The 24,470-nt window shown below is 54.5% G+C and carries 24 protein-coding genes; 15 read left to right on the top strand and 9 right to left on the bottom strand.

The window, feature by feature from the left end:
* Positions 1–11 precede the first annotated feature (11 nt).
* From ssb to ABJI30_RS02880, 4 genes are all read right to left on the bottom strand, one after another.
* Positions 12–545 (bottom strand): single-stranded DNA-binding protein, encoded by a 534-nt coding sequence (ssb, locus tag ABJI30_RS02895; protein ID WP_348015404.1) that lies wholly within the window; start codon positions 543–545, stop codon positions 12–14.
* Between the two features lie 73 nt (positions 546–618).
* Positions 619–2,478: a ferrous iron transporter B gene (locus ABJI30_RS02890; protein WP_348015403.1), complete on the bottom strand. Its 1,860-nt coding sequence runs from the start codon at positions 2,476–2,478 to the stop codon at positions 619–621.
* 2 nt (positions 2,479–2,480) lie between these two features.
* Positions 2,481–2,747: a FeoA family protein gene (locus ABJI30_RS02885; RefSeq protein ID WP_348015402.1), complete on the bottom strand. Its 267-nt coding sequence runs from the start codon at positions 2,745–2,747 to the stop codon at positions 2,481–2,483.
* 87 nt (positions 2,748–2,834) lie between these two features.
* The gene (locus ABJI30_RS02880) at positions 2,835–3,500 is read right to left on the bottom strand and encodes a COQ9 family protein (protein ID WP_348015401.1); all 666 of its coding nucleotides are present in this window, start codon (positions 3,498–3,500) and stop codon (positions 2,835–2,837) included.
* A 151-nt stretch (positions 3,501–3,651) separates the two neighbouring features.
* On the opposite strand from ABJI30_RS02880, the gene ABJI30_RS02875 reads away from it, so the two are divergent.
* Positions 3,652–4,755, top strand: a complete 1,104-nt coding sequence (locus tag ABJI30_RS02875; RefSeq protein WP_348015400.1) for an alkene reductase — start codon at positions 3,652–3,654, stop codon at positions 4,753–4,755.
* Positions 4,756–4,784: 29 nt separating this feature from the next.
* Here ABJI30_RS02875 and ABJI30_RS02870 read toward each other — a convergent pair whose 3' ends face one another.
* Together ABJI30_RS02870 and ABJI30_RS02865 are read right to left on the bottom strand one after the other, a co-directional pair.
* Positions 4,785–5,240 carry a DUF1465 family protein gene (locus tag ABJI30_RS02870; protein WP_348015399.1) on the bottom strand — a complete coding sequence of 152 codons (456 nt, stop codon included), beginning with the start codon at positions 5,238–5,240 and terminating at the stop codon, positions 4,785–4,787.
* 183 nt (positions 5,241–5,423) lie between these two features.
* Positions 5,424–5,621, bottom strand: a complete 198-nt coding sequence (locus ABJI30_RS02865; protein ID WP_348015398.1) for a DUF465 domain-containing protein — start codon at positions 5,619–5,621, stop codon at positions 5,424–5,426.
* Between the two features lie 196 nt (positions 5,622–5,817).
* Here ABJI30_RS02865 and ABJI30_RS02860 point away from each other — a divergent pair, with 196 nt between their 5' ends.
* The 8 genes from ABJI30_RS02860 to ABJI30_RS02825 all read left to right on the top strand — a co-directional run bounded on the left by ABJI30_RS02860 (position 5,818) and on the right by ABJI30_RS02825 (position 14,794).
* Positions 5,818–5,976: a YdcH family protein gene (locus ABJI30_RS02860; protein WP_348015397.1), complete on the top strand. Its 159-nt coding sequence runs from the start codon at positions 5,818–5,820 to the stop codon at positions 5,974–5,976.
* A 94-nt stretch (positions 5,977–6,070) separates the two neighbouring features.
* Positions 6,071–8,353 (top strand): phosphoenolpyruvate--protein phosphotransferase, encoded by a 2,283-nt coding sequence (gene ptsP / locus ABJI30_RS02855; RefSeq protein ID WP_348015396.1) that lies wholly within the window; start codon positions 6,071–6,073, stop codon positions 8,351–8,353.
* 125 nt (positions 8,354–8,478) lie between these two features.
* Positions 8,479–9,351: a RodZ domain-containing protein gene (locus ABJI30_RS02850; RefSeq protein WP_348015395.1), complete on the top strand. Its 873-nt coding sequence runs from the start codon at positions 8,479–8,481 to the stop codon at positions 9,349–9,351.
* A gap of 120 nt (positions 9,352–9,471) precedes the next feature.
* Entirely contained in the window at positions 9,472–10,350 is an 879-nt protein-coding gene (locus tag ABJI30_RS02845; protein WP_348015394.1) for a hypothetical protein, read from the top strand.
* Positions 10,351–10,377: 27 nt separating this feature from the next.
* Positions 10,378–11,325: a tRNA lysidine(34) synthetase TilS gene (gene tilS / locus ABJI30_RS02840; protein ID WP_348015393.1), complete on the top strand. Its 948-nt coding sequence runs from the start codon at positions 10,378–10,380 to the stop codon at positions 11,323–11,325.
* 168 nt (positions 11,326–11,493) lie between these two features.
* Complete coding sequence (ftsH, locus tag ABJI30_RS02835) at positions 11,494–13,449, top strand: ATP-dependent zinc metalloprotease FtsH (protein ID WP_348015392.1); 1,956 nt, start codon at positions 11,494–11,496, stop codon at positions 13,447–13,449.
* Positions 13,450–13,521: 72 nt separating this feature from the next.
* The gene (locus ABJI30_RS02830; protein ID WP_348015391.1) at positions 13,522–13,893 is read left to right on the top strand and encodes a hypothetical protein; all 372 of its coding nucleotides are present in this window, start codon (positions 13,522–13,524) and stop codon (positions 13,891–13,893) included.
* A gap of 64 nt (positions 13,894–13,957) precedes the next feature.
* The gene (locus ABJI30_RS02825) at positions 13,958–14,794 is read left to right on the top strand and encodes a sterol desaturase family protein (protein WP_348015390.1); all 837 of its coding nucleotides are present in this window, start codon (positions 13,958–13,960) and stop codon (positions 14,792–14,794) included.
* Positions 14,795–14,830: 36 nt separating this feature from the next.
* Here the strand turns inward: ABJI30_RS02825 and rpoZ are convergent, their stop codons facing one another.
* Positions 14,831–15,181 (bottom strand): DNA-directed RNA polymerase subunit omega, encoded by a 351-nt coding sequence (gene rpoZ, locus ABJI30_RS02820; RefSeq protein ID WP_348015389.1) that lies wholly within the window; start codon positions 15,179–15,181, stop codon positions 14,831–14,833.
* A 145-nt stretch (positions 15,182–15,326) separates the two neighbouring features.
* Here rpoZ and ABJI30_RS02815 point away from each other — a divergent pair, with 145 nt between their 5' ends.
* Together ABJI30_RS02815 and ABJI30_RS02810 are read left to right on the top strand one after the other, a co-directional pair.
* Positions 15,327–16,568, top strand: a complete 1,242-nt coding sequence (locus tag ABJI30_RS02815) for a phosphatidylserine/phosphatidylglycerophosphate/cardiolipin synthase family protein (RefSeq protein WP_348015641.1) — start codon at positions 15,327–15,329, stop codon at positions 16,566–16,568.
* A 151-nt stretch (positions 16,569–16,719) separates the two neighbouring features.
* Entirely contained in the window at positions 16,720–17,820 is a 1,101-nt protein-coding gene (locus ABJI30_RS02810) for a serine hydrolase (RefSeq protein ID WP_348015388.1), read from the top strand.
* A 13-nt stretch (positions 17,821–17,833) separates the two neighbouring features.
* Here the strand turns inward: ABJI30_RS02810 and ABJI30_RS02805 are convergent, their stop codons facing one another.
* Together ABJI30_RS02805 and ABJI30_RS02800 are read right to left on the bottom strand one after the other, a co-directional pair.
* Entirely contained in the window at positions 17,834–18,073 is a 240-nt protein-coding gene (locus ABJI30_RS02805; RefSeq protein ID WP_348025367.1) for a hypothetical protein, read from the bottom strand.
* 78 nt (positions 18,074–18,151) lie between these two features.
* The gene (locus tag ABJI30_RS02800; RefSeq protein ID WP_348015386.1) at positions 18,152–18,517 is read right to left on the bottom strand and encodes a hypothetical protein; all 366 of its coding nucleotides are present in this window, start codon (positions 18,515–18,517) and stop codon (positions 18,152–18,154) included.
* Positions 18,518–18,749: 232 nt separating this feature from the next.
* Here ABJI30_RS02800 and ABJI30_RS02795 point away from each other — a divergent pair, with 232 nt between their 5' ends.
* The 4 genes from ABJI30_RS02795 to metH are packed head-to-tail and all read left to right on the top strand — an operon-like array spanning position 18,750 to position 24,447.
* A complete protein-coding gene (locus ABJI30_RS02795) occupies positions 18,750–19,775 on the top strand; it encodes a metalloregulator ArsR/SmtB family transcription factor (RefSeq protein WP_348015385.1) in 1,026 nt (341 codons plus the stop codon).
* Positions 19,772–20,728, top strand: a complete 957-nt coding sequence (gene metF, locus ABJI30_RS02790) for a methylenetetrahydrofolate reductase (RefSeq protein WP_348015384.1) — start codon at positions 19,772–19,774, stop codon at positions 20,726–20,728. The genes ABJI30_RS02795 and metF overlap by 4 nt, the downstream gene beginning before the upstream one ends.
* Positions 20,725–21,774, top strand: a complete 1,050-nt coding sequence (locus tag ABJI30_RS02785; protein ID WP_348015383.1) for a homocysteine S-methyltransferase family protein — start codon at positions 20,725–20,727, stop codon at positions 21,772–21,774. Before metF ends, ABJI30_RS02785 begins: the two co-directional genes overlap by 4 nt.
* 54 nt (positions 21,775–21,828) lie before the next feature.
* The gene (gene metH / locus ABJI30_RS02780; RefSeq protein ID WP_348015382.1) at positions 21,829–24,447 is read left to right on the top strand and encodes a methionine synthase; all 2,619 of its coding nucleotides are present in this window, start codon (positions 21,829–21,831) and stop codon (positions 24,445–24,447) included.
* Positions 24,448–24,470 lie beyond the last annotated feature (23 nt).

The following is a 24,470-nucleotide window of genomic DNA, read 5'->3' as shown; positions in this document are numbered from 1 at the left end:
GACGCTACCCCCTAGAACGGAACGTCGTCGTCCAGATCGCTGTCAAATGCGCCGCCGCCCTGGCCGCCGCCAGATCCGCCGCCGGTATTGCCCCAGCCGTCATTGGAACCACCACCCTGGCCGCCACCGGATGATCCGCCGCCGCCCCAGCCATCGTTGGAACCGCCGCCCTGGCCGCCCTGGCCGCCGCCCTGACGGCTATCGAGCATTTCCATTTTTGCGTCGAAACCCTGCAGCACAACATCGGTTGAATAGCGGTCATTGCCGGATTGATCCTGCCATTTGCGGGTTTGCAATTTGCCTTCGAGGTAAACCTTGCTGCCTTTGCGCAGATATTTTTCCGCGACACCGGCCAGGCCTTCATTATAGATCGAGATATTGTGCCACTCGGTCTTTTCCTTGCGCTCTCCGGTCTGCCGGTCTTTCCAGCTTTCGGACGTTGCGACGCTGAAATTGCAGACTTTGCCGCCATTATTGAACGTGCGGACTTCGGGATCTTTGCCCAGATTGCCTACGATGATTACTTTGTTGATGCCGCCGGCCATTTCAAATTCCTCAAGTGATTTTTCGATTCTCGGGGACTCTATAGACCGAGCATCTTGGCAATCAAAGAGGACTTTACAGACCGAGCGCGACGGCACTCCAATATGTAATCCCGGCCGCAACATAAGCGAGCGCAAAAAGATAGCCGAGCATGAACATCGGCCATTTCCAGCCATTGGTTTCCCGTTTGGTCACCGCGATGGTCGAGATGCATTGCGGCGCAAAAACAAACCATGCAAGAAAGGCCAGAGCGGTCGGCAATGACCAGCGGCTTTGCAGGCGTTCGGTCAGCGATCTGGCTTCGGCTTCTTCATCCGGAGCATCGATGGCGTAAGTCGTGGCAAGTGCTGCCACAGCCACTTCGCGCGCCGCCATGGCCGGGATCAGGGCGAGCGCAATATCGCGATTGAAACCGATCGGCGCCACCACCGGTTCGATGACATTGGCGATCCGTCCCGCAGCGGAATAATCGACCTGGCTTACCGGACTGTCGAGCGGAACCTTGGGATAGGTCAGCATCAGCCACAGCACGACAGTTGCCGCAAAGATGATCGTACCGGCCCGGCGCAGGAATATCCAAGCGCGCTGCCACAGGCCCAGCAGGATGTCCCGGATGCGGGGTAACTGATATTTCGGCATCTCCATCAGGAAACCGCTATTCGGTCCCTTGGCGACGGTGCTGCGCAACACCAGCGCGACAAGCATCGCGCCGACAATACCGAAAATGTAAAGACCGAACAGAACCAGTCCCTGTAGTCCGACACCCAGACCAACATCGCGTGCCGGAATGAACGCGCCGATAATGATCGCATAAACCGGAAGCCGGGCAGCACAGGTCATCAATGGCGCGACCAATATGGTGGTCAGCCGATCCTTCGGATCAGCAATGCTGCGTGTCGCCATGATGCCGGGAATGGCGCAGGCAAAGGAAGAGAGCAACGGAATGAAGCTACGACCGGAAAGGCCGACGCTGGCCATCAACCGATCCATGATAAAGGCGGCACGGGTCATATAGCCGCTGGCTTCCAGCAATAAAATGAACAGGAACAGAATGAGGATTTGCGGGAGGAAGACCACGACCGAACCAACGCCTCCAATCGCGCCTTCAATGATAAAATCGCGCAGAAATCCTTCACCGAGATTGGCTTCGACACCAGCTGCAGCCCACTCGCTCGCGCCTTCGATCCAGCCGATCGGGGCTTCGGACCAGGCAAAGACTGCCTGAAACATGACGAACATGGTCGCGAGCAGGATCAGCGGACCGGCGATCGGATGCAGGAATATCGCATCCGCCCGCTCTGACCAGCGGCGCCCCGCAGTTTCCGAAACAATCGCCTGACCGGCAATTTTTTGGGCCTGTTTGCGCAGGCCATGATCGCGTTCTTTGGCGACAACGACATTTTCATCCTGTCTGCCCAGTGTCACCCGCGCTTCTACCGCGCTCGACAATTCTTCCAGTCCTCGCCGCCGCACGGCCACCGTTGGCACAACGGGAACACCCAGCGCCTCTTCCAGCTTCGCCGGGTCCAGCGTCAGACCATCACGTTCCGCCAGGTCCATCATGTTCAGCGCCACGACGACGGGCTTGCCAAGGGCAATGATCTCAAGTGCGAAACGCAGATGATTGTCGAGATTGGCCGCATCCAGCACAACGACAATGGCATCGGGCTGGCGTTCGCCATCCTGCATTCCCATGATCACACTGCGGGTCACGGCTTCGTCGGGGCTGGTCGGATCCAGGCTGTAGCTGCCGGGCAAATCCACCAGTTCTGCGGGCCGGCCATCGGGCAATGCGAAATGCCCGGATTTGCGCTCGACGGTCACGCCGGGATAGTTTGCAATCTTCTGGCGCGCACCGGTCAGGGCATTGAACAGCGCACTTTTGCCTGCATTGGGGTTGCCCGCGAGGACAATGAGGGGAGCTGCTTCTGTCATGGTCAGGCCGATATGGTGACCGAAATGGCCATGGCATGTGATTTGCGCACAGCAATCATCATTCGTCCGACTTTCAGGGCAATGGGGTCGTTAAATCCGAACATGCCCTTGTGCAGTTTTTCAACTGCAACGCCCTCATCAAGACCAAGCGCTCGCAACCGACGCCCTTCCGTTTCTGACATGGAGTGCCAGTCAATCGCCGAAATCTCCGCTGACTGACGCATGGACAGGCGATCGAGAGTGATACGGGTAGATGTTGATGTGGTCATGATCGAACTCGGAACATATTAGTTGCGAGTGATTATCATTATAGGAAGCGGCTTGCGAGTCTTTTATTGAACGGGTTTCTATAAAGTTCACAAATTCCGATAGCGCAATCGACCGAAAAATCTTGCCATGCTGAACCGCTCCGCTCCCGGACGGGTAATCCTGGCCTTGATCTTTTCAAACTGCATCACATTTTCGATCCGCCGGTCAAGAAAGGCCTTCGTTTCCGAATATTCTTCGCTTTCATCGTCAAGGAAAACACTGATCGTGCTACCATAGACTGCGGATAGCAACGTCCGTTTTGTGTAGTGATTATAGTCAGTCGCCGTATCGCCGGCCAGTCGCCACATCTTGTCGGCAGCCCCCCACCCCAGTTTTGCGGCCAGCGGAACATTGGGCGGCGCGGCAAGAATGGCGAGTGCCCTGCGCAATCCTTCCCGATCGGGTTCCAGAATTTCAAGGCGGGCGAGAACCAGATTGGTAATCCGTTCCCGAATCTTCATCGCACCCAGCTCTTCGGTCGAATATTTTTCAGCCATGCGCTCATCGACTGAATTGAACCAGGCCGCGATCATGTCGACCATGCCATCGTTAAACGCCAGTTTTGCAAGATCCTTGTCTACCCCTGCCTGATCAGCCGCCGACGCGACTGCCTTTTCGTTCCAGCCATCAAAGGCGGCTTGTGCGGCGAGAGAAGGCGCGAGACAGACGCGGACTTCATCCAGTGTAGGATCTTCAGGCAGACTGGCAGACATTAGCGACTCCTGTTTTGGCTTGGCTGTGAATAAGCCATCAATCGGGGGCTATCAATATAGGCAGAATATATGCGCTTTCAAAGCATTGCATTTCGATACCGGTCCTCTTAACTGTGCAGTTAACAATCAAACTCCATTCAGGGACATTTTCATGACAACATTATTCGACCCCATCAAGCTGGGGGCTATCGAAGCTCCGAACCGGATGCTGATGGCTCCTTTGACCCGTTGCCGTTCCACCATGGATTTTGTCCCGACACCAATGATGGGCGAATATTATTCCCAGCGCGCCGGAGCGGGGCTGATTATTTCAGAAGCCACCGGTATCAGCCAGCAAGGCCTCGGCACCCCCTTCGCACCCGGAATCTGGAACGACGCCCAGACTGAAGCGTGGAAACCGATTATCGAACAGGTTCATCAGGCTGGCGGACGGATTATATGCCAGCTCTGGCACATGGGCCGGATCGTTCATCCTGACTTTCTGAACGGTGAAAAGCCCGTTTCCTCTTCGGCGACGACCGCACCGGGAAGCGTGCGCACGTATCAGGGCAAACGGGATTACGAAGAAGCACGCCCACTGGAAAAAGACGAGATTCCGGGTCTGCTGGATGATTATGCCAATGCAGCAGAAAACGCGAAAAAGGCCGGTTTTGACGGAGTGCAACTGCACAGCGCCAACGGCTATCTGATCGATCAGTTCATTCGCTCTGGCTGTAACTTCCGCGAAGACGAATATGGTGGCTCCATCGAAAACCGGATCCGCTTGCTTGGCGAGGTCACTCAGCGTCTGGTCGACGTCTGGGACAGTGATCATGTTGCTGTTCGCCTGTCCCCCAATGGAGATTCCCAGGGCGCTGATGATGCGACTCCGATTGAAACTTTCACCGCCGCCGCAAAATTGCTCGACAATATCGGGATAGCGTTTCTTGAACTGCGCGAACCGCCGGCACATGGCACTTACGGAAATACAGATGTGCCGCGCGTCAGCCCCGACATCCGGCCGGTGTTCAACAAGCCGCTCGTTCTGAACAGCGACTATTTTTATGACAATGCGACTGAAGCACTGGCCGAAAACAATGCCGACGCCATCAGCTTTGGCCGCACGTTCATGACCAATCCTGATTTGCCGGCAAGATTCCGCGCAGGCGCCGAACTGAATCCGATCGACTTTACCCCGAGCTGGTACAGCCAGGGCGAAGAAGGCTATATCGATTATCCGACGATGGAGCAGCAGAAGACGAGCGCGTCGGCCTGACGATCTCGATTCGGCTCAAACAGCCTGATCTAAAATGAACTTTCAAGCCGGCGGAACAGATTGTGGACCGCCGGTTCTTCTTCCATTTCGGTTTGAAGTTTTGCAGAAAGCCGTTCCAGCCGATAGAAAAGTTCTTCGCTGGCCATCACAATCTGGCGTGCCTCTTCCGGAAAATAGGCGACCATGCCATCGTCACTGGCCGCAGCATAACCCAGTGCGCGGTCATGATGCCACGCCTCACCTTCCGTCAATTCTCCGCCATGCAAGGCTCTCTGATTCAACAACCAGGCAATACAATGCATCAGACGCGTTGTGACTTTGAGCGACTCACAGGAAAATGAAACCGACAATTCGGCGTCGTCCGGACATTCGTCATTGAAGCGCCCCGATTCGAAATAGGAGCGCGCTTCGTCCGCAAGCACCATGGCTTCGGTATAAAGTGCGTCCAGAAGTTTGGGCGTAAGAAGTGTTTCGCTGTCCGACATGAAAGCGTCATAGCAACTATCCTGCCTGGAAGGACAGTTAAAATGTGAAGCGAATAAGGTTAATTATCTGGTTGTTTCAATGTGACACGCCAAGGCACAGCAGGTTAACGGGTTGACGAAAACGGTTAATCGGCATTGGTTGGGAAACACGGCTTTTAGTTGACCCGAACCAGGCCTCTGAGGTCAGGCAAGTATATCCGGGATCAGCTGGTTCTCAATCAGAATGATGCGGTCCCGCAGTTGCAGCTTCCGCTTTTTCAGCCGGGCAACCCGAAGCTGATCCTGATTGCCGGATTCCAGCAGCGCCCTGACGGCTTCGTCGAGGTCGCGATGTTCAATTCTCAGCAGCTCAAGCCGTTGCCGCAACTCTTCATCGCTCATCCCCATATTGGACCTAATTCACCCTTGCCTGTCTGCAATAAATTTGTCATCTTCACTCTATTCACGGTCGTTGTCGAAACCAAGACAAATCGGATCGTGAACAACCGGACTGGATTCATAAATCTGGCCGGAACGCAGAAAGGGACACCCGCAACCACTTTCATCACCCTAATTTTCATCTATCTTGGAGAATATAATGGATAAGAATCATGTGTCAGCCTTGCGCGGAAAACACGAAGCTCTTGACCGTAAAATTAGTGATGAAGAAGCAAGACCCGTCCCAGATACGATTCGCATCCACAGCCTGAAAAAAGAAAAGCTCCGATTGAAGGAAGAAATGCTGGCCGAGGCCTGAACTTCAAACTCGTGCCGCTTTGGCGGCAATAAAATCACCCTTGCTGCAGCTATTGCGTGTCGCTTGACCGATTGGTTTCTGCTAGGCTTTGCCGATGGACGTTAATCCCACCCCCGATCCCGTTACTGCGCGCAACATCCTCACCGGCCTGAGAGAGATCATGGCCTCTTCGACCAATGCACAGTCGAAGCTGAACCAGGTCGTCGATACCATTGCCGATGCGGTGAGCAGCGAAGTCTGTTCGATTTATTTGCGCCGTGAAGGGGTGCTCGAACTTTATGCGACACACGGATTGAATCAGGAAGCAGTCCATTTGACAAAACTGGCATTGGGACAGGGCCTGACCGGCTACATCGCAAAAAATGTAGAAACGCTGAACCTCGACGAAGCGGCCGCTCATCCCGATTTCCAGTACCGGCCTGAAACCGGCGAGGAAAAATTTCACAGTTTTGCAGGCGTTCCGATCATACGCAATCAGAAGGCGGTTGGCGTCCTGTGCGCCCAACATATCGAGCCGCGCAAATATCTTGAAGAAGAAATCGAGGCTTTTCAGACGGCTGCCATGGTATTGTCAGAACTCATCTCCAATGCCGAACTGATTGACGAAAATTCCGTGGAGGCGACCGAAGCAACGGACAGCGGTGCCATTCGATTAAGCGGACTACAATTGGTGAAGGGCAAGGCAAGTGGCTATGCTGTCTTCCACCAGCCGCGGGTAAAAATTGAACATACGGTTGCGGAAGATACCGAAGCGGAGCGCCACCGGGTTTACTCTGCGTTCGACAAAATGCGTCTGCAGATTGACCTGATGACCAACCAGGCCGAATTCGGGGTCGGCGGCGAACATGAAGAAGTGCTCGAAACGTACAAGATGTTTGCTTATGATGAAGGCTGGAGTCGACGCATCAACGAGGCAATTGATAGCGGTCTTACCGCCGAAGCCGCGATTGAACGCGTGCAGCAGCATACGCGGATGCGCATGCGCCAGATTGATGACCCGTTGCTCGCCGATCGCATGCATGATCTGGAAGATCTGGCGAACCGTCTGCTGCGCATTGTTTCCGGACAGATGGGAACCGCAGCGACGCTTGGACTGCGGCAAGACACGATCCTGCTGGCGCGCAATCTGGGGCCTGCCGAGCTTCTCGAATATGATCGCCGCCGACTGAAAGGCGTGGTGCTCGAAGAAGGTTCTCTGACCGCCCATGTCACGATTATCGCGCGCGCAATGGGCATTCCGATTCTGGGTCAGGTTCAGAATATTCGTCAGAACGTCCGCGAGAATGATCACCTGCTGCTTAACGTGGATGACAATATTCTGTTCGTCCGTCCCAATCAGTCGATGGAGGAATCCTTCGAGGCGCAGGTGGAGTTGAGCCAGAAAAAACGCGCAACCTATATGGCGCTGCGCGACAAGGAGCCAGTCACACTCGATGGGACGCGGATCGATCTGAATATCAATGCCGGACTACGTGATGATGTCGGCATGCTGAAACTGACCGGCGCCGACGGCATTGGGCTGTTCCGCACGGAATTCCAGTTTCTGGTGGCCGCTGCAATGCCCGGGCGCTCCGGTCAGCTGCGTCTCTATCGTGATGTCCTCGATGCAGCTGGCGACAAGCCGGTTGTTTTTCGAACAGTCGATATTGGCGGCGACAAGCCGCTGGCTTATTTTCAGGCGAGCGAACAAAAAGAAGAAAACCCGGCAATGGGCTGGCGCGCGGTTCGGATTGGACTGGAGCGTGATGCGTTGATGAAGGTGCAGGCCCGGGCGTTGCTCGAAGCCTCGGCTGGTCGCAAATTGAATGTCATGTTTCCGCTGATCGCCGAACCTTGGGAATTTGACGAAGCGAGAGCGGTTTTCGAAAAACAGCTGGAATTCCTCAAGAAGCGCAAAAAGCAGCTTCCGGTGTCCATTCGCTATGGCGCCATGCTGGAAGTACCTGCACTTGCTGAATGCCTGGACCTGATCGCACCTCGCCTGGATTTCCTGTCGGTTGGCACCAACGACCTCACCCAGTTTCTGTTCGCGGCAGATCGCAGCAATCCCAAACTGGCCGAACGCTTCGATTGGCTCAGCCCTGCCATTTTGCGGTTTCTGGGGCGCCTCTCCCGCGAGGCGGACTCGCTGGACATTCAACTGGGCGTATGCGGGGAAATGGGCGGCAGACCGCTGGAGGCGCTGGCACTGCTGGGCCTCGGCATAACAAGTCTTTCCATCACTCCGGCATCGGTTGGTCCGATCAAGGCAATGATCCGCTCGACCAATCTGGCGGACATTACCGCACTCATGCAGACTCTGATTGCGCAACCATCCAAGAATTCACGCTCCACACTGGAAACATGGGCCCGCGAACAGCAAATCGACCTCGGTTAGACCCGATTTTACATAAACAGATTCCGTCGCCAGTTGATAGTGATTGACATTTGGGCGTCCAGATGGCTTTTCTAAGGGCAGTTGAGGGATAGGGTCGCACAGCGAACCGGCCGTCGGAGAGTTTTATGGCCGAAGATACAGAAGAAAACACGGGCGACGGCGCGGAATTGAGTCTGCATAGCGCGGGTGAGTTGTTGCGCCAGGCACGCGAGCAGAAAAACCTTTCCATTGAAGAAGTTGCGAAGACAACACGGATTCCGCAGCGTCATTTATCTTCGATCGAAGTTGGTGATTTTGATGCCCTGCCGGGACGCACATATGCAATTGGTTTCGGCAAATCCTATGCGCGCGCGGTTGGACTGAGTGATGCGACCATCGGCACGCAATTGCGTGAAGAAATGGATAATCAGGGGCATGCCGCCTATCAGCCGGAAACCTCGGGATATTCTCCTGCCAATCCCAGCAGCATCCCGCCGCGGACGCTCGCTCTCGTGGCAGCAGGCCTCGGCGGCGTCATTCTGGTCGGATATGTGATTTGGCGGACGGTTATTTTGCAGCCAGCTGATTTCGATGACATTTCCGGCCCAACTGAATTTGCAGAGGATAACACAGCTGAGGTTCGCGAGGATGGAAATGCCCAGACCGTGGGCGGAACACAGCCCTCAGCCACGGGAACAGTGGTTCTGACCGCAACCGAAACGGTCTGGCTCAAAATTTACGATGAAAATGGCGAACGCATGTTCGAAAAGGAAATGGCCGCCGGCGAAACCTATACTGTTCCGGCAGATGCTGCCGGCCCTCAAATTTTGACGGGACGGCCCGATGCATTGACCGTAACCATTGACGGCAATGTCGTGCCTGCACTGGGAACCGCAGAACGGACGATCAAGGATGTCGGGATCAGCGCAGCTGCGCTTGTCGCGCGTGCCAACACCAGTTCAACCGATACTGGCGATCAATCGGACAGCGCAAATCCGGGATCGACTTCGAACGAATAGGAAAGATCGTCCAAAATTTCGGTGTCCAGGGTTATCAAGCCCGGCCAAGCCACTTTACTTTTCAACATCATATATGGTTAACAGAAACCAAATACTCGCTTGTCATCCAGGAGGCTCAGCATGAAGTCCGTTATTCTGTCCCTATTAGCTTCAAGTCTGCTGGTGTCTGCGCCGGCAGCGGCACAAAATAATGGTGTCGACAAACGTGTGGACCGACTTGAGCAGGAAATGCGCGCGGTTCAGCGCAAGGTCTTTCCCGGCGGTACATCCCGGTTTTTCGAACCTGACATCGCACCGGACGGCGAAGCGACAACTGCGGCTTCGAATACGACATCGGCAGTTTCCGATTTGATCACCCGCGTGGATGCGCTTGAACGCAGCCTGGCTTCACTCACAAATCAGGTGGAACAAAACGGTTTTGAACTGACAAAAATGCAAAACCGCTTGTCGGCAATCGAAGCCAGTTCCGCGGCACCAGCTGCTGGAGCTACGGCATCTGGCGCAACAAGCGCGGTGTCCGAAAGCACGCCGGTACAAAACAGCGCGACTGCAGCGCCGGACCCCGAACGGGTTGACGGAGTGGCTGCGATTGTCATGCCTGATACCGGAGACGCGGGCGAAGATGCCTATATTTATGGATATCGCCTATGGGAGGCCAAATTTTATCCCGAAGCCCAAACCCAGCTAAAAAAAGCTGCAGCAGATCATCCCGATCATCGGCGGGCCAGCTTCGCCCAGAATCTTCTGGGCAGAGCCTATCTCGATGACGGCAAGCCTGCACTCGCCTCCGTAGCGCTTTATGAAAACTATCAGAAAAAACCGCGCGGTGGCCGTGCTGCTGACAGTCTGTATTTTCTGAGCACCGCGCTGGTGCAACTCGACAAGAAGGATGATGCATGCCGGGTATTGGCGGAATTGCAGGATGTATATCCGGATCAGGCCGCCGGGCGGCTCAGCAGCCGGATTGCAAGCGGCAAAAAGGCAGCCAATTGCAAATGATTCAGCCCGTCTTGCGCATTGCCGGTCATGCCTGACCCGGACATCATCGCGCGATTTAGCGATGCAATCGCGCAACTGATTCCCGGATTTTTTGATAATGATGAAAAGTTGGGGCTGGCCGTTTCCGGCGGACCCGACAGTCTCGCGCTGCTGCTACTGGCAAATGCCACATTCCCGGACCGGATCGCAGCGGCCAGTGTAGATCACGGATTGCGTCCGGCGGCACATCAGGAGTGTGAATTTGTAGCCGCCATCTGCGCCGACAAGAATATTCGGCACCAGATACTCAAACCGACCATTCCCATTCGCGGCAGCATTCAATCAGAAGCGCGCAAAGTCCGCTATGCCCTGCTCAACAAGTGGGCAGAAAATAATGCGATTGGCTGGCTGGCCACTGCGCATCACGCCGATGATCAGCTGGAAACGTTGATCATGCGAATTTTGCGGGGCAGCGGCATCGACGGAATGTCGGCTATCCGGTCGAGACGCGGCAATATAGTCAGGCCTTTGCTGCACTTTCCCAAGACCATGCTGGCAGATTTCGTAAAGTCTCAAAACATCATTCCGGTGGAAGATCCTTCCAATGCGGACAACAGCTTTGACCGGGTGCGCATTCGCAAGGCATTGTCGGAATTGAACGGATTTGATGTCAGCCTAGCCAGCCAGAGCGCAGCTGCACTGGATGATGCCCGAACAGCCTTGCAATGGATGATTGACGAACTCAGCCTCCAGCATGTGCACAAGACGGATGCCGGATGTACGCTTGATCGCACTGATTTTCCGCATGAGATAATCCGCCGCCTGGTTCTGAAATGCCTGCATATTTGCCAGCCAGCCGTTTCTCCGCGCGGCGCACAACTGGAGCGCACGATATTGGCGCTGCAACATAATGAGAAGATCACAATCGGCGATGTCTTGTGTCAGGGTGGCAAAACATGGACTTTCTCGCCCGCGCCAAAGCGCCGGGATAGATGAAATCCGTAGTTTTTTTACCACAAGATCGCTGATTTCCCGGCCAATCGGTTAAAAACATAGCTAATGACATTGTCATTATGCGCAAAACACTTATCTTTATAAGATATAACCCCTGCCAGAAGTCTGACACAGGCACTGGTCCGTTTGAACAACAGGACGCGAACAATCATGAATGACGAACAGGATCCCAAGGATAATCCGTGGATGAAAAGCATGCTCATCTGGGCGGGCGTCATCATTGCCCTGTTGTTGACGGTCTCGATGTTTGGAGCCGGAACCACAGCCGAAGCCGGAACTGCGATGAGCTACTCTTCATTCCGCGCACAGGTTGCAGAAGGCAGCGTGAAAAGCGTCGCCATCGCTCCCGATCAGATTTCCGGCGAACTGACCAACGGCGACAAGTTCACAACCACTCCGGTCGGAAACGACACGGGTCTTGTCAAACTGCTCGATGAAAACGGCGTGGATTACAGCGGCCAGGCAGAAGAAACACCGAGCATCTGGCAATATCTCCTCATTCAGTCCCTGCCCTTCATTCTCATTCTGGGTATCGCATTTTTCGTGCTGCGCCAGATGCAAAAAGGAAGTGGTTCCGGGGCGATGGGTTTTGGGAAGTCCAAAGCCAAGATGCTGACCGAAAAACAAGGCAAAGTCACATTTGAAGATGTCGCCGGTATTGATGAAGCGCGCGAAGAGCTGGAAGAAATCGTCGAGTTTCTGAAAAACCCCGGCCGCTTTGCCAAGCTTGGCGGGCAGATTCCAAAGGGCGCGCTGCTCGTCGGTTCTCCCGGTACCGGCAAGACCTTGCTTGCACGGGCAATTGCCGGGGAAGCCGGTGTGCCGTTTTTCACCATTTCCGGTTCTGATTTTGTCGAAATGTTTGTGGGTGTTGGTGCGAGCCGTGTTCGCGACATGTTTGAGCAGGCCAAGAAAAACGCGCCATGCATCGTGTTCATCGACGAAATTGATGCCGTCGGTCGCCATCGCGGTGCCGGTCTTGGCAACGGCAATGACGAACGCGAACAGACGTTGAACCAGTTGCTGGTCGAAATGGACGGTTTTGAAGCCAATGAAGGTATCATCATCATTGCCGCAACCAACCGTCCGGATGTTCTCGATCCCGCCTTGCTGCGTCCGGGTCGTTTTGATCGACAGGTCGTGGTCCCGCGCCCCGATATTGAAGGTCGCGAGAAGATCCTTGAAGTGCATATGAAAAAGGTGCCGATCGCACCCGACGTCAACACCCGGACGATCGCTCGCGGTACGCCCGGTTTCTCCGGCGCAGACCTTGCCAACCTCGTCAATGAAGCCGCGTTGATGGCTGCACGGCGGGGCAAACGCATGGTTGCCATGGATGAGTTCGAGGCCGCCAAAGACAAAGTCATGATGGGTACGGAACGCAAGTCGATGGTCATGACCGAAGACGAGAAGAAAATGACCGCCTATCACGAGGCAGGACACGCGCTGGTTGCTGTTCATGAACCGGCTTCTGATCCCATCCACAAGGCGACAATCATTCCGCGCGGACGCGCGCTCGGCATGGTCATGCGTCTGCCGGAACGTGACAATTACAGCTACCACCGTGACAAGATGCACGCCAATATGGCCGTTTCCATGGGTGGCCGCGTCGCGGAAGAAATCATCTTCGGTTACGAGAAAGTATCATCGGGCGCTTCTGGCGACATCCAGTATGCCACCAAGCTGGCGCGCGATATGGTGACCCAATGGGGAATGTCGGACAAGATGGGTCCGTTGCAATATGAAGAGGAACAGGGTGAAACATTCCTTGGCTACTCGCAGTCCCAGCGCGTTCACATGTCCAATGAAACGGCGAAACTGATTGATGCGGAAATTCGCGGGATCGTCGATGCCGGATATGACCGCGCCAAAGATGTATTGACCAAATTCGAAAAGCAGCTGCACCTGCTAGCCAATGCACTGCTGGAATATGAAACCCTGTCGGGTGAAGAAATTGACGAGCTGATCGAAACAGGCAAATTCGAGCGGGCTGATGGCGATGTCATCAAACCTTCTGCTGTCCCCTCGGTCGGAACTTCGATCCCGAAAGCCGGGAAAAACCGCAAAGGTCCGTTCAGCGGCGACCCCAAACCGCAGGGCGCCTGAGCGCAGTTCAATTTCGGTTCATTAAACTGATTACAAAAGGCCTCTAACCTATATGGAAAAGAGGCCTTTTTTATGAAACATTCCGTCCAATTTCTGACGGGCCTGGCGATGCTGCTAGCCGCGACACCTCTTTCTGCAATGCCGGTATCAGAATTCCTGCCCAAGGCCGACAAACTGATGAACGCCGGGATGGGAGCGATGTTTTCAAAACACCGCAAGCCGGTGATGGCGGAAATGAAAAAGGTCACCCGAAATTACCGAACCGATATCCTGGCGGCGCGAGCGGCTGGAAAAACTCCACCCAGCTGCCCGCCGCCAAAGGGCAAAGGAAAACTCAATGGCAAAGAGTTTCTTGCTCATCTCAAAACGATCCCCGCGGCAAACAGGGGTATCGAGGTTGAAAGAGCCTTTCACGACTTCATGAAGATAAAATACCCCTGTTGAGATGTATATGGGACCGATTGACTTCGTCCCTTGCCTCAGCCTGTCTTAGCTGCGACAAAAGCCAATGTCCTTTCTGGATCAATATGAAGCCATTGTCAGACTAAGCGCATTTGCCGGCATATTCCTGCTCATGGCCGTTCTCGAAATCGCCTTCCCCCGCAAAAAACGCGTCGTGCCAAAAGGGATGCGTTGGTTCACCAACATTTCTCTGGTTGTCGTAAACACGCTGGCATTGCGTCTGGTCATGCCGATACTGGCAGTCGGGATGGCAGACTATGCAGCCGGACGCGGCTGGGGCCTGCTGGCTTGGGTCGAATTACCTGTCTGGGCCGAAATCATCATCGCCTTCGTGCTTTTGGACATGATGATTTACGCGCAGCATGTCGCATTCCACAAAGTTCCGATTTTGTGGCGTTTTCACAAGGTTCATCATGCAGATCGCGATCTTGACGTCACCAGCGGCGCCCGTTTTCATCCCGTCGAAGCCGTCTTGTCCATGGCTTACAAATTGCTGTGTGTTGTCCTTGTCGGTCCGGCGGCCTTTGCGGTGTTCCTGTTTGAAGTCATACTCAATGCCTCATCCATGTTCCATCATGCCAATATCCGGCTTCCCCAAAACGTAGACAGACTGGTTCGATGGGGGATCGTTACCCCCGATATGCACCGTGTGCACCATTCGGTCCGGGTTGCGGAAACGAACAGCAATTACAGTTTCTTCCTGACGCTTTGGGATCGCCTGTTCGGGACCTATGTCGCCCAACCCCGGGACGGGCATCGCGACATGGTGCTTGGACTGAACGAATATCAGACGGAAAAACCAGCAAATCTTGGCTGGGCGATGGTGGTTCCATTTCTGCCCGAAGAACGGCCCACTGCCAAAGAAAAGGGCGACAGCTCGTAAGAGTGTCGCCCATTTCGATCCAATCTGGATAAAAGCTTATCTGCGTCCGTTATAATCACCCGGGACACCGGCGCTGCGCGGCGGCGCTGCTGCTGTCAGGCGAAGTGCTTCTGCTGACTGGCTGATCGAACCGATTTCATCCGGCGTATCATCGTCATCAATCTGCACCTTGCGCAAAGATTGAACGAGGCTTTCTTCGAGATCGCCAGGGTTCACCGTTTCCTCTGCAATTTCCCGCAGCGATACCACAGGGTTTTTGTCGCGATCGCGGTCGATCGTCAGTTCCGCACCACCGGAAATTTCCCGTGCGCGCTGGGAAGCAAAAAGGACCAAATCAAACCGGTTGGTGACTTTATCCACGCAATCTTCGACGGTAACGCGAGCCATAAGGCGCTCCTGATTCTCTAAAATTCTTGAAAATGAGGCCTGCGTCTAGAGTTTACCTCTCGTTTTGTCAACAAACTGATCGTGGTCTGAGGTCCTTTGTGCCTGCACAATTGCGGCTTTACGGGGAATCTTTTAAGCCGTGAATATGGATGCTGTCATTTCACCAACAGATCACCGGCCGCAATGGTTCACGGTTGGAGAAAACAGACTGAAACTTGTGCATCAGGCCGGGGATCGGCTCGATGCGCTGATCGAACTGATCGACCACGCAGAACAGTCACTGCAGCTCTATTATTACATGGTGGACGATGATGCGATTGGCAGGCTGGTCCTCACAAAGCTGATAGAGGCCTGCCAGCGCGGCGTGGCTGTCGAGTTAATGGTCGATAGCTTTGGATCGAACGGCAGCCCGCAGAGCTTCTTTGACCCCCTGATCGGTGCCGGAGTAAAATTCGGCGTTTTCAGCCCCCGTTTTTCCACCAGCTATCTTGTTCGCAACCATCAAAAAATGACCATAGCTGACAATCGTCGAGCCATTATCGGCGGATTCAATCTCACCAAAAATTACTTTGATCAGCTGAAAGCGGAAGACAGCGACAAGGATCATGACGCTGACTGGGAGGATATCGGGATCGTCATCGAAGGTCCGGAAACACAGACGCTGACAGCCTGGTATGAAAAACTGTCTGATTGGGTGCGCAACGATAATGGCAACATATTGGCTCTTCAGCGGATGGTTCGCAAATGGGATCCGGGCCAGGGCAGTTTTCGCTGGCTCCTTGGCGGGCCAAGCAACCGATTGAGCCGTTGGGCATGGTCTATCAAAAAAGACATTGAAGCAGGATCTCGCCTGCATCTGGTTTCTGCCTATTTTTCTCCTGGGCAGGGATTGCTGCGCCGGATTGCACGTGTGTCGAAGCTGGGTGGAGAAAGTCAATTGCTGCTGCCGGGCAAAACGGACAATGCAGCAACAATCGGCGCCAGCAGATTACTCTACGGCTATCTTCTGAAACGCAATGCCTCGATATTTGAATATGGGGCCAAGCGTCTGCATGCGAAAATGGTGATTATCGATGATGCGGTCTATGTCGGATCTGCCAATTTTGACATCAGAAGCCTGTTTATCAATGTCGAAATGATGGTCAGAATCGAAGACAGTGCTTTTGCGGCGCACGCGCGGCAACTTGTCGGCGGCATGATCGAAGAAGCCGAGCCCATTACCAATGACCTCCATCAATCCCGAAAATCTCTGTTAAATCGCATTCGCTGGGTCCTCTCTTATTTCCTTGTGAACACGCTGGATTATTCGGTGAGCCGAAGATTTAATTTCGGTTTGCGCAAGACGGATCGCATTGCCGAAGCAAAAGCGCCTGATCAGCAGTCTTGAACCGGTTTGTCGCACGCGGGGAATCGTTCATCGCAAACCCGCGTTTTGGCTCTGTTAACCGTTCTCATCGTACGTAGGATAGCATCCGGGTTGCGTAGTATGGGTTGCCAGCCACAAGTGGGTAGCCCGAGCAGGGAATGATTTGGCAGTTATGACATATATTCGAACTCTGATGATGATGGTTTTACTCGGCACAATGGCCGGTTGTGTGGCACCTTCCCAAAATGGCGCGCCGGTCGTTGTTGAGCGTCCCAGAACCTTGCCTCCCGCGCCCCGGACTTCCACACCGCGACCACAGCCTGCCGTAATTGCTTCAAAAAGCCGCGCGGACCCGGCGCTGGAACGCGAGCTTTTCAACCTGTGGAAGAGTTTTCCGGGTAAAACCGGAATTGCGGTGAAACGCATAGATGGAAATTGGGAAATAGGTCATCGCATCGATGAGAACTTCCCGCAACAAAGCGTCTCGAAACTTTGGGTCGCCATGACGGTTCTCCATAAAGTTGACCAGGGTCGCGTTTCGCTTTCCGATCCGATCCGCATTGGACCAGATGATCTGACGCTGTTTTATCAACCGCTTGCAAAAGAAGTCGCGCAAAATGGCACCGTGACCAAATCCGTCTACACTTTACTCGAAAGAGCACTGGCGTTTAGCGACAACACGGCAAATGATGCGCTGCTCCGACATGCGGGCGGACCAGATGCGGTAAATGATTTTATTCGTCGCAGCCGGCTGGGAAAAATCAAATTTGGCCCGGGTGAACGCTTGATGCAAAGCCAGATCGCTGGCCTGAAGTGGAATCAGGACCTGTCAAAAGGCCGGAAATTCTACACTGCCCGCGCCAATTTGCCGCTGGAACGGCGCAAACAGGCGCTTGCGGACTATCTTGCTGATCCGATTGACGGGGCAAGCCCCGGAGCGATTGTCAGCGCATTTGACAAATTGGCACGCGGTAAACTGCTTTCGAGCAATTCGACGCGTCTGCTGCAATCGATATTGTCGCGCACGCGCAGCGGACCAAACCGTTTGAAGGCCGGCGTCCCTGATGGATGGGAGTTTTTGCACAAGACCGGAACGGGGCAGATTCTTGGCGCGGTTTCAACCGGCTATAATGATGTTGGAATCATGACCGCTCCGGATGGTACGCGCTATGCGGTTGCTGTCATGCTAGGTAATACGACTGCCCCCATTCCAGAGCGCATGCGCCTTATGCAGTCCGTGACCCGCGCCGTTGCACGATATCATCGGCCCTGATCTGAAATAACGCCTACTCGACCGGACTGTCAGTTGCCTGAGGGCCCGGTTCCGTCAGCAGCGCGTTCTGCTCATCAAGCATTTCCGCTGCTTCATCAAGCGCCCTTGCTTCACCAACCGTCACACCGCCGGGTCCCGGATCATTCTCGGCCGGACCACAAGCGGAAAGCAGTAACGCGCCGAACACCGGCAGCGCGAAGGTCACAAACTTTGCTCCAAGACTGGTCATTTTGTGAAAATAGACAATTTTCAACGCTTTTCCATCTATTCCTGTTGCGCACAAAAAAAGGGCCACCCGAAGGCAGCCCTTTTTCATAAACTCTAAAAGCGATTAGCCGCCAATTTTGTCGGCAGCAGCTTTAACTTTGTCAGCAGCTTCACCGGCAGCTTCAGCAGCTTCACCAGCTTTTTCTGCAACGCCTTTGGCTTTGTCAGCAGCGTCTGTCATGGCGCCTTCAGCACCTTCAGCAGCTTCACCGGCTGCTTCGCCAGCTTCTTCGGTTGCTTCAGCAGCAGCTTCGCCCATGGCGTCTGCAGAACCTTCAGCAGCGTCCATGGCATCTTCAGCAGCTTCTTCAGCAGTTGCTTCCGTGCCTTCTACAGCTTCTTCAGCACCGGCTTCAGCATTTTCTGCGCCAGAACATGCTACCAGGCCGAGAGCCGCAGCAAGAACGATTGATGTTGTAACTTTTTTCATTGGGTAAACCCTCTAATATTCCTCAAAAAACCAAACGTACGGAGAAGAAAAATCCTCCACACGGTTGTGGCGAAACCCATTAGCGATATCGAAACCGGATAGCAATAATCATCCGGTGCACCATGCTGTCATACCGCGCAATTTCTTGTAAATTCTTTATCCGGGGGGTCTTCAAATCCAATAAATCTAAGCAATTGACCAGATATAAAGAATTCTTTATATAAAGTGCCCCATGGATGAAATTTTAACCATTTTCCGAGCTCTGGCGGATCCCACCCGGATTCGAATCATGCTTTTATTGCTGAAAATGGAACTTGCGGTGGGCGAGCTCGCCCAGATCCTGGAGCAAAGCCAGCCGCGTATTTCCCGGCATATCAGAATATTGGATGAAGCTGATCTCGCCGAACGACGCAAAGAAGGCAGCTGGGTATTTCTGAGACCGGGAAAAACGCAAGCACTGGAAACCCTGCACCGGATTTTCCGTTCGGAGAATGTTGTCACATCTGAACAAGCGATCAGTGATGAACAGAAACTTGCGACCGTTCGTCAGAAGCGCGCGCAAATGGCGGAACAATATTTTGCTGCGCATGCCGAAGAATGGGACGCCATTCGTTCGCTGCATTTACCCGAAGACAAGGTCGAACAGGCCATGCTCGCTCTTGTGAAAGATGTGCATCTTGGTCATCTTTTGGACATTGGAACCGGCACAGGCAGGATGGTGGAACTGTTCGGTCCGGGCGCCGAACAGGTAACAGCTTTGGATAACAGTCCGGAAATGCTGCGGCTGGCGCGCGCAAAATTGCTGGCCGGCGACGGCAGTCCGTCGGGTCAGACTGCCCTGACCCGGAAGACCGAACTCAAATTGGGTGATTTTAGTCGCCTGCCCGTCCATGATGGCAAGGCTGACAGTGTCATCATGCATCAGGTCCTGCATTATGCCCAGCATCCCGAAGCGGTTCTTGCAGAGGTTTCCCGGGTCCTCGGGCCTGGCGGCATTGTCGTGATTGCCGATTTTGCTGCACATGACCGCGAGGAATTGCGAACGGCCCATGCTCATGCGCGCCTCGGCTTTTCCGATGACAGCATGGAGAGATGGTTTCAACAGACCGGCATTGATCTGGTGCAATCCCGCACTCTCGATGGGGGTCAACTGACCGTAAAAATCTGGGTCGGTCGCAAATCAGATCTGACTCGCATCCACAACAATCCCGCCGAACGGGACAACAGACCGACCGAGAATCGAAGGGCAAGCGCATGACAAATCAAAAAGGGCCAATTGGCCTCAGCCAGCTTGAAGAAGCAAAGCGTGCTCTTGATGTGCCGCTATTTGCCGGTCTGAACGGTGATGCCGATGTGTCGTTCGAGTTTTTCCCGCCCAAATCCGAGAAAATGGAAAAGACGCTTTGGGACAGTGTCATTACCCTGGAACCCCTCAATCCCCGTTTTGTATCGGTGACCTACGGAGCTGGCGGATCAACCCGCGAGCGGACGCACGCAACCGTGGCGCGTATCGCCAGTGAAACCAATATTCCGGCAGCGGCGCATTTGACTTGTGTCGACGCCAGCAAGGCTGAAATCGCGGAAGTTGCAGAAGCCTATTGGGAAGCCGGTATCCGGCACATTGTAGCACTGCGCGGGGACCCGCCCGCCGAGGGACAGGTATTTGTGCCGCATCCCGAAGGTTATGCCAGTGCGGCAGAACTTGTGGCGGGGCTAAAGGCGATTGCCCCATTTGAGATTTCGGTTGCAGCCTATCCCGAGACCCATCCGGATGCGGATTGTCCACAGACAGATCTCGACAATTTGAAGCGCAAGCTTGATGCAGGCGCCAGCCGCGCCATTACCCAGTTTTTCTTTACCGCGGAGGCATTTTTCAAGTTTCAGGATGCTGCCCTGAAAGCGGGTATTGATGCGGAACTCGTACCCGGTATCTTGCCGGTATCCAATGTCGCACAGACCAGAAAATTTGCGGGCATGTGCGGAGCCGAGATTCCGGCATGGATGAATGATCTGTTCGAAGGTCTGGATGATCACCCGGCGGCGCGTCAGCTTATTGCGGCAACTGTTGCGGCTGAACTGTGCCGGAAATTATATGCGGGCGGCGTACGTCAGTTTCATTTCTATACATTGAACCGCGCAGAATTGAGCTACGCCATCTGTCACCTGCTGGGCAAGCGACCTGTCGGATCGCGCCAGGAGAAAGCAGCATGAGCGGTCCAGCAGAAAGGCTTCGCTCAATAGCAGCCGAACGGGTCCTGGTATTTGATGGTGGTTATGGCACGGCGATCCAGAACCATGGCCTCGGCGAACGGGACTATCGCGGCAATCTGGAACTGAAGGATGACCAGAAAGGCAATAACGATCTGCTCAGCCTGACCCGGCCCGATATTATTGAATCCATCCACACTGCCTATCTGGACGCGGGTGCAGATATTGTTGAAACCAATACGTTCAGTTCGACGGAAATCAGTCAGGCTGATTATGGATGTGAACATCTCGTTCGGGATTTGAACGTCAAGTCAGCCGAGATTGCCCGCGCGGCCTGTGACAAGGCAGAAGCAAAGGATGGTCGCCCCCGGTTCGTGGCAGGCGCCATAGGTCCGACCAACAAAACCCTGTCCCTTTCCCCAGACGTCAATGACCCCGGTTTTCGGGAGATTGACTATGATTATCTGAAACGTGTCTATCGCGAGCAATGCGATGCGCTGATTGAAGGCGGGGTCGATTTTCTGTTGATCGAGACCATCTTCGACACGTTAAATGCCAAATGCGCAGGCATGGCAGCCCAGGAAGCAGCCGATGCCTGTGACCGCGATGTCCCGCTGATGATATCAATGACCCTCACGGATCTGTCGGGCCGCAACCTGTCAGGCCATACGGTCGAAGCGTTCTGGCATGCTGTCCGGCACCTCAAACCCATAACCATCGGTCTCAATTGTTCCTTTGGCGCGGACCAGCTTCGCCCGCATCTCGCGATGCTCGCCAAGGAAGCGGATACGCTGATCATGGCTTATCCCAATGCCGGCCTGCCTAATGAACTGGGCGAATATGACGAAATGCCAGAAGAGACTGCTGCGCTGATTTCGGAATGGCTGGATGACCGGCTGGTCAATATTGTTGGTGGATGTTGCGGAACCACGCCGGAACATATCGGTGCCATTGCAAAGGCTGTGGGTGAAGCCCGTCCGCGATCCCTGCCCAAGCCCCCCGTGCACACCCGGCTTGCCGGACTGGAGCCCTTCACAATGGCCGCCTAGCCGCCATCCGCACAAGATTCTGAAACCGGTTCAGCGTGACGAGTTATCATAAAAATGACCACTACTTTCTCTTCCACCAATTTCGTCAATATCGGCGAACGCACCAATGTGACCGGCTCGGCACGTTTCAAGAAGCTCATTCTCAATGATGACTATGAAGCCGCAGTTGAAGTCGCCCGGCAACAAGTCGAAAACGGGGCGCAGATAATCGATGTGAATATGGATGAAGGTTTGCTCGACGCCGAAATGGCGATGACGACCTTTCTCAAGCTGATTTCTGCCGAGCCCGATATCGCCCGCGTACCGGTGATGATCGACAGCTCAAAATGGTCTGTCATCGAGGCCGGGCTGAAATGCGTATCCGGCAAGCCCATCGTCAACTCGATTTCGATGAAGGAAGGCGAAGAGGAATTTCTCAGCCACGCCCGCAAGTGTATGGCTTATGGCGCGGCCATTGTCGTCATGGCTTTTGACGAAACAGGTCAGGCCGATACGAAAGACCGCAAAGTCGAGATTTGCGAACGGGCATACAAGCTGCTTACCGGTATCGGTTTTCCGCCCGAAGATATTATCTTTGATCCCAATGTCTTTGCTGTAGCGACAGGCATTGACGAGCACCGGCGCTATGGGCTCGATTTTATCGAAGCCACTGCGGAGATAAAACAGCGCTGCCCGCATGTTCACATATCGGGTGGTCTGTCCAACCTGTCATTCAGTTTTCGCGGCAATGAGCCCGTCCGCCGGGCGATGCACAGCGTGTTTCTTTACCACGCGATCCCGGCTGGGATGGACATGGCCATCGTCAATGCCGGCCAGCTCGACATTTATGACGATATTGATCCCGAATTGCGCGAACATTGTGAAGATGTTGTGCTCGATCGGCGGGACGATGCCACGGACCGGTTGATTACCTTGGCCGAGAAATTCCGGGGCACCGACAAGGCAGCAGAAAAAGCGGCAGCAGAATGGCGCAGCTATGAAGTCACCAAGCGTCTCGAACATGCGCTTGTCAAAGGGATTGATGCCCATATTATCGAGGATACCGAAGAAGCGCGCCTGGCCGTCAAAGACCGAAGCGGGCGTCCGATCGAAGTTATCGAAGGCCCGCTGATGGACGGCATGAATGTCGTTGGTGATCTGTTCGGCTCCGGCAAGATGTTCCTGCCCCAAGTCGTCAAATCCGCACGCGTCATGAAAAAGGCTGTGGCCCATCTCTTCCCCTATATCGAAGCGGAAAAGGAAGAAGGCGCCAAGGGCAAAGGCAAGATTATCATGGCCACGGTCAAGGGCGATGTGCACGATATCGGCAAGAATATCGTCGGCGTGGTCCTGCAGTGCAACGGCTTTGAAGTTGTCGATCTCGGCGTGATGGTGCCGTGGACGGACATATTGAAAGCGGCCAATGAAAATGACGCTGACATAATAGGCCTTTCCGGATTGATCACGCCATCGCTGGATGAAATGGTCACGGTGGCCGAAGAGATGGAGCGGGCGAACATGAAAACGCCTTTGCTGATCGGCGGCGCAACGACATCCAAAACCCATACCGCCTTGCGGATCGAACCGGCCTATGCCGGACCGACCGTCTATGTCCTCGACGCAAGCCGTGCCGTCGGCGTGGCATCACAGCTGGTCAGCGATACCCAGGCCGACGGATTTATTGCGTCCACCCGGGAGGATTATGAACAGGTGCGGATCGCGCGCGCCGGAAAAACTGCCAAGAAGCTGGCGACGCTGGACGAAGCACGTGCAAACGCGGCCACGCTGGACATGGGTAAAAAACCGCCAGCCCCGCAAAAGCCGGGGCTGCATGTCTATGAAGACTGGGATCTGGAAGATCTCCGCGCCTATATTGACTGGACCCCATTCTTTCGCGCCTGGGAGCTTGCAGGCACATATCCCGCCATTCTGACCGACGATGTTGTGGGTGAAAGCGCAAGCGATCTGTTCCGGGATGCACAGGTAATGCTCGACCAGATCATTGCAGAAAAATGGTTGACCGCAAAAGGAGTTGCAGGTTTGTGGCGCGCGCGCAGGGATGGGGATGACATCCTGGTATCCCCGGAAAATGACGAAGTCACCCTGCCGATGCTCCGGCAACAGGTGATGAAGCGCGGCGGGAAAACCAATAACTGCCTGGCTGACAATATCGACACATCAGATGACTGGATTGGCGGCTTTGCAGTGACCGCAGGCCACGGCATAGATGCGCATGTTGCCCGGTTTGAGGCCGATAAGGACGACTATAACAGTATTCTGCTCAAAGCTCTCGCTGACCGTCTGGCCGAAGCTTTTGCCGAGCGCATGCATGAACATGTGCGGACAGATCTTTGGGGATATGCACCGGATGAGAATCTCACCAACAAGGCCCTGATCCAGGAACAATATCAGGGCATTCGACCTGCCCCCGGCTATCCCGCTTGCCCCGATCACAGCCTGAAACCGCTATTGTTTGATATGCTCGATGCCACGGCCCATACCGGCATCGAACTGACCAGCAGTTTTGCCATGACTCCGACGGCCGCTGTTTCGGGATTTTACTTTGCGCACCCGGATGCCGACTATTTCGGGGTCGCCAGAATAAGCGAAGACCAGGTCGAGGATTATGCTGCACGCCGCGACGTGCCGCTTGACCGCGCACGGCAATGGCTGCGCCCCAATCTCAACGAATAAAGCCGGCCTCTTTCGAGACCGGC

The sequence above is a fragment of the Parasphingorhabdus sp. genome (assembly GCF_039968395.1).
Classification (GTDB): Bacteria; Pseudomonadota; Alphaproteobacteria; order Sphingomonadales; family Sphingomonadaceae; genus Parasphingorhabdus.
Note: the sequence above shows the minus strand (reverse complement) of the source record. Positions and strands in the feature narration are given on the sequence as shown.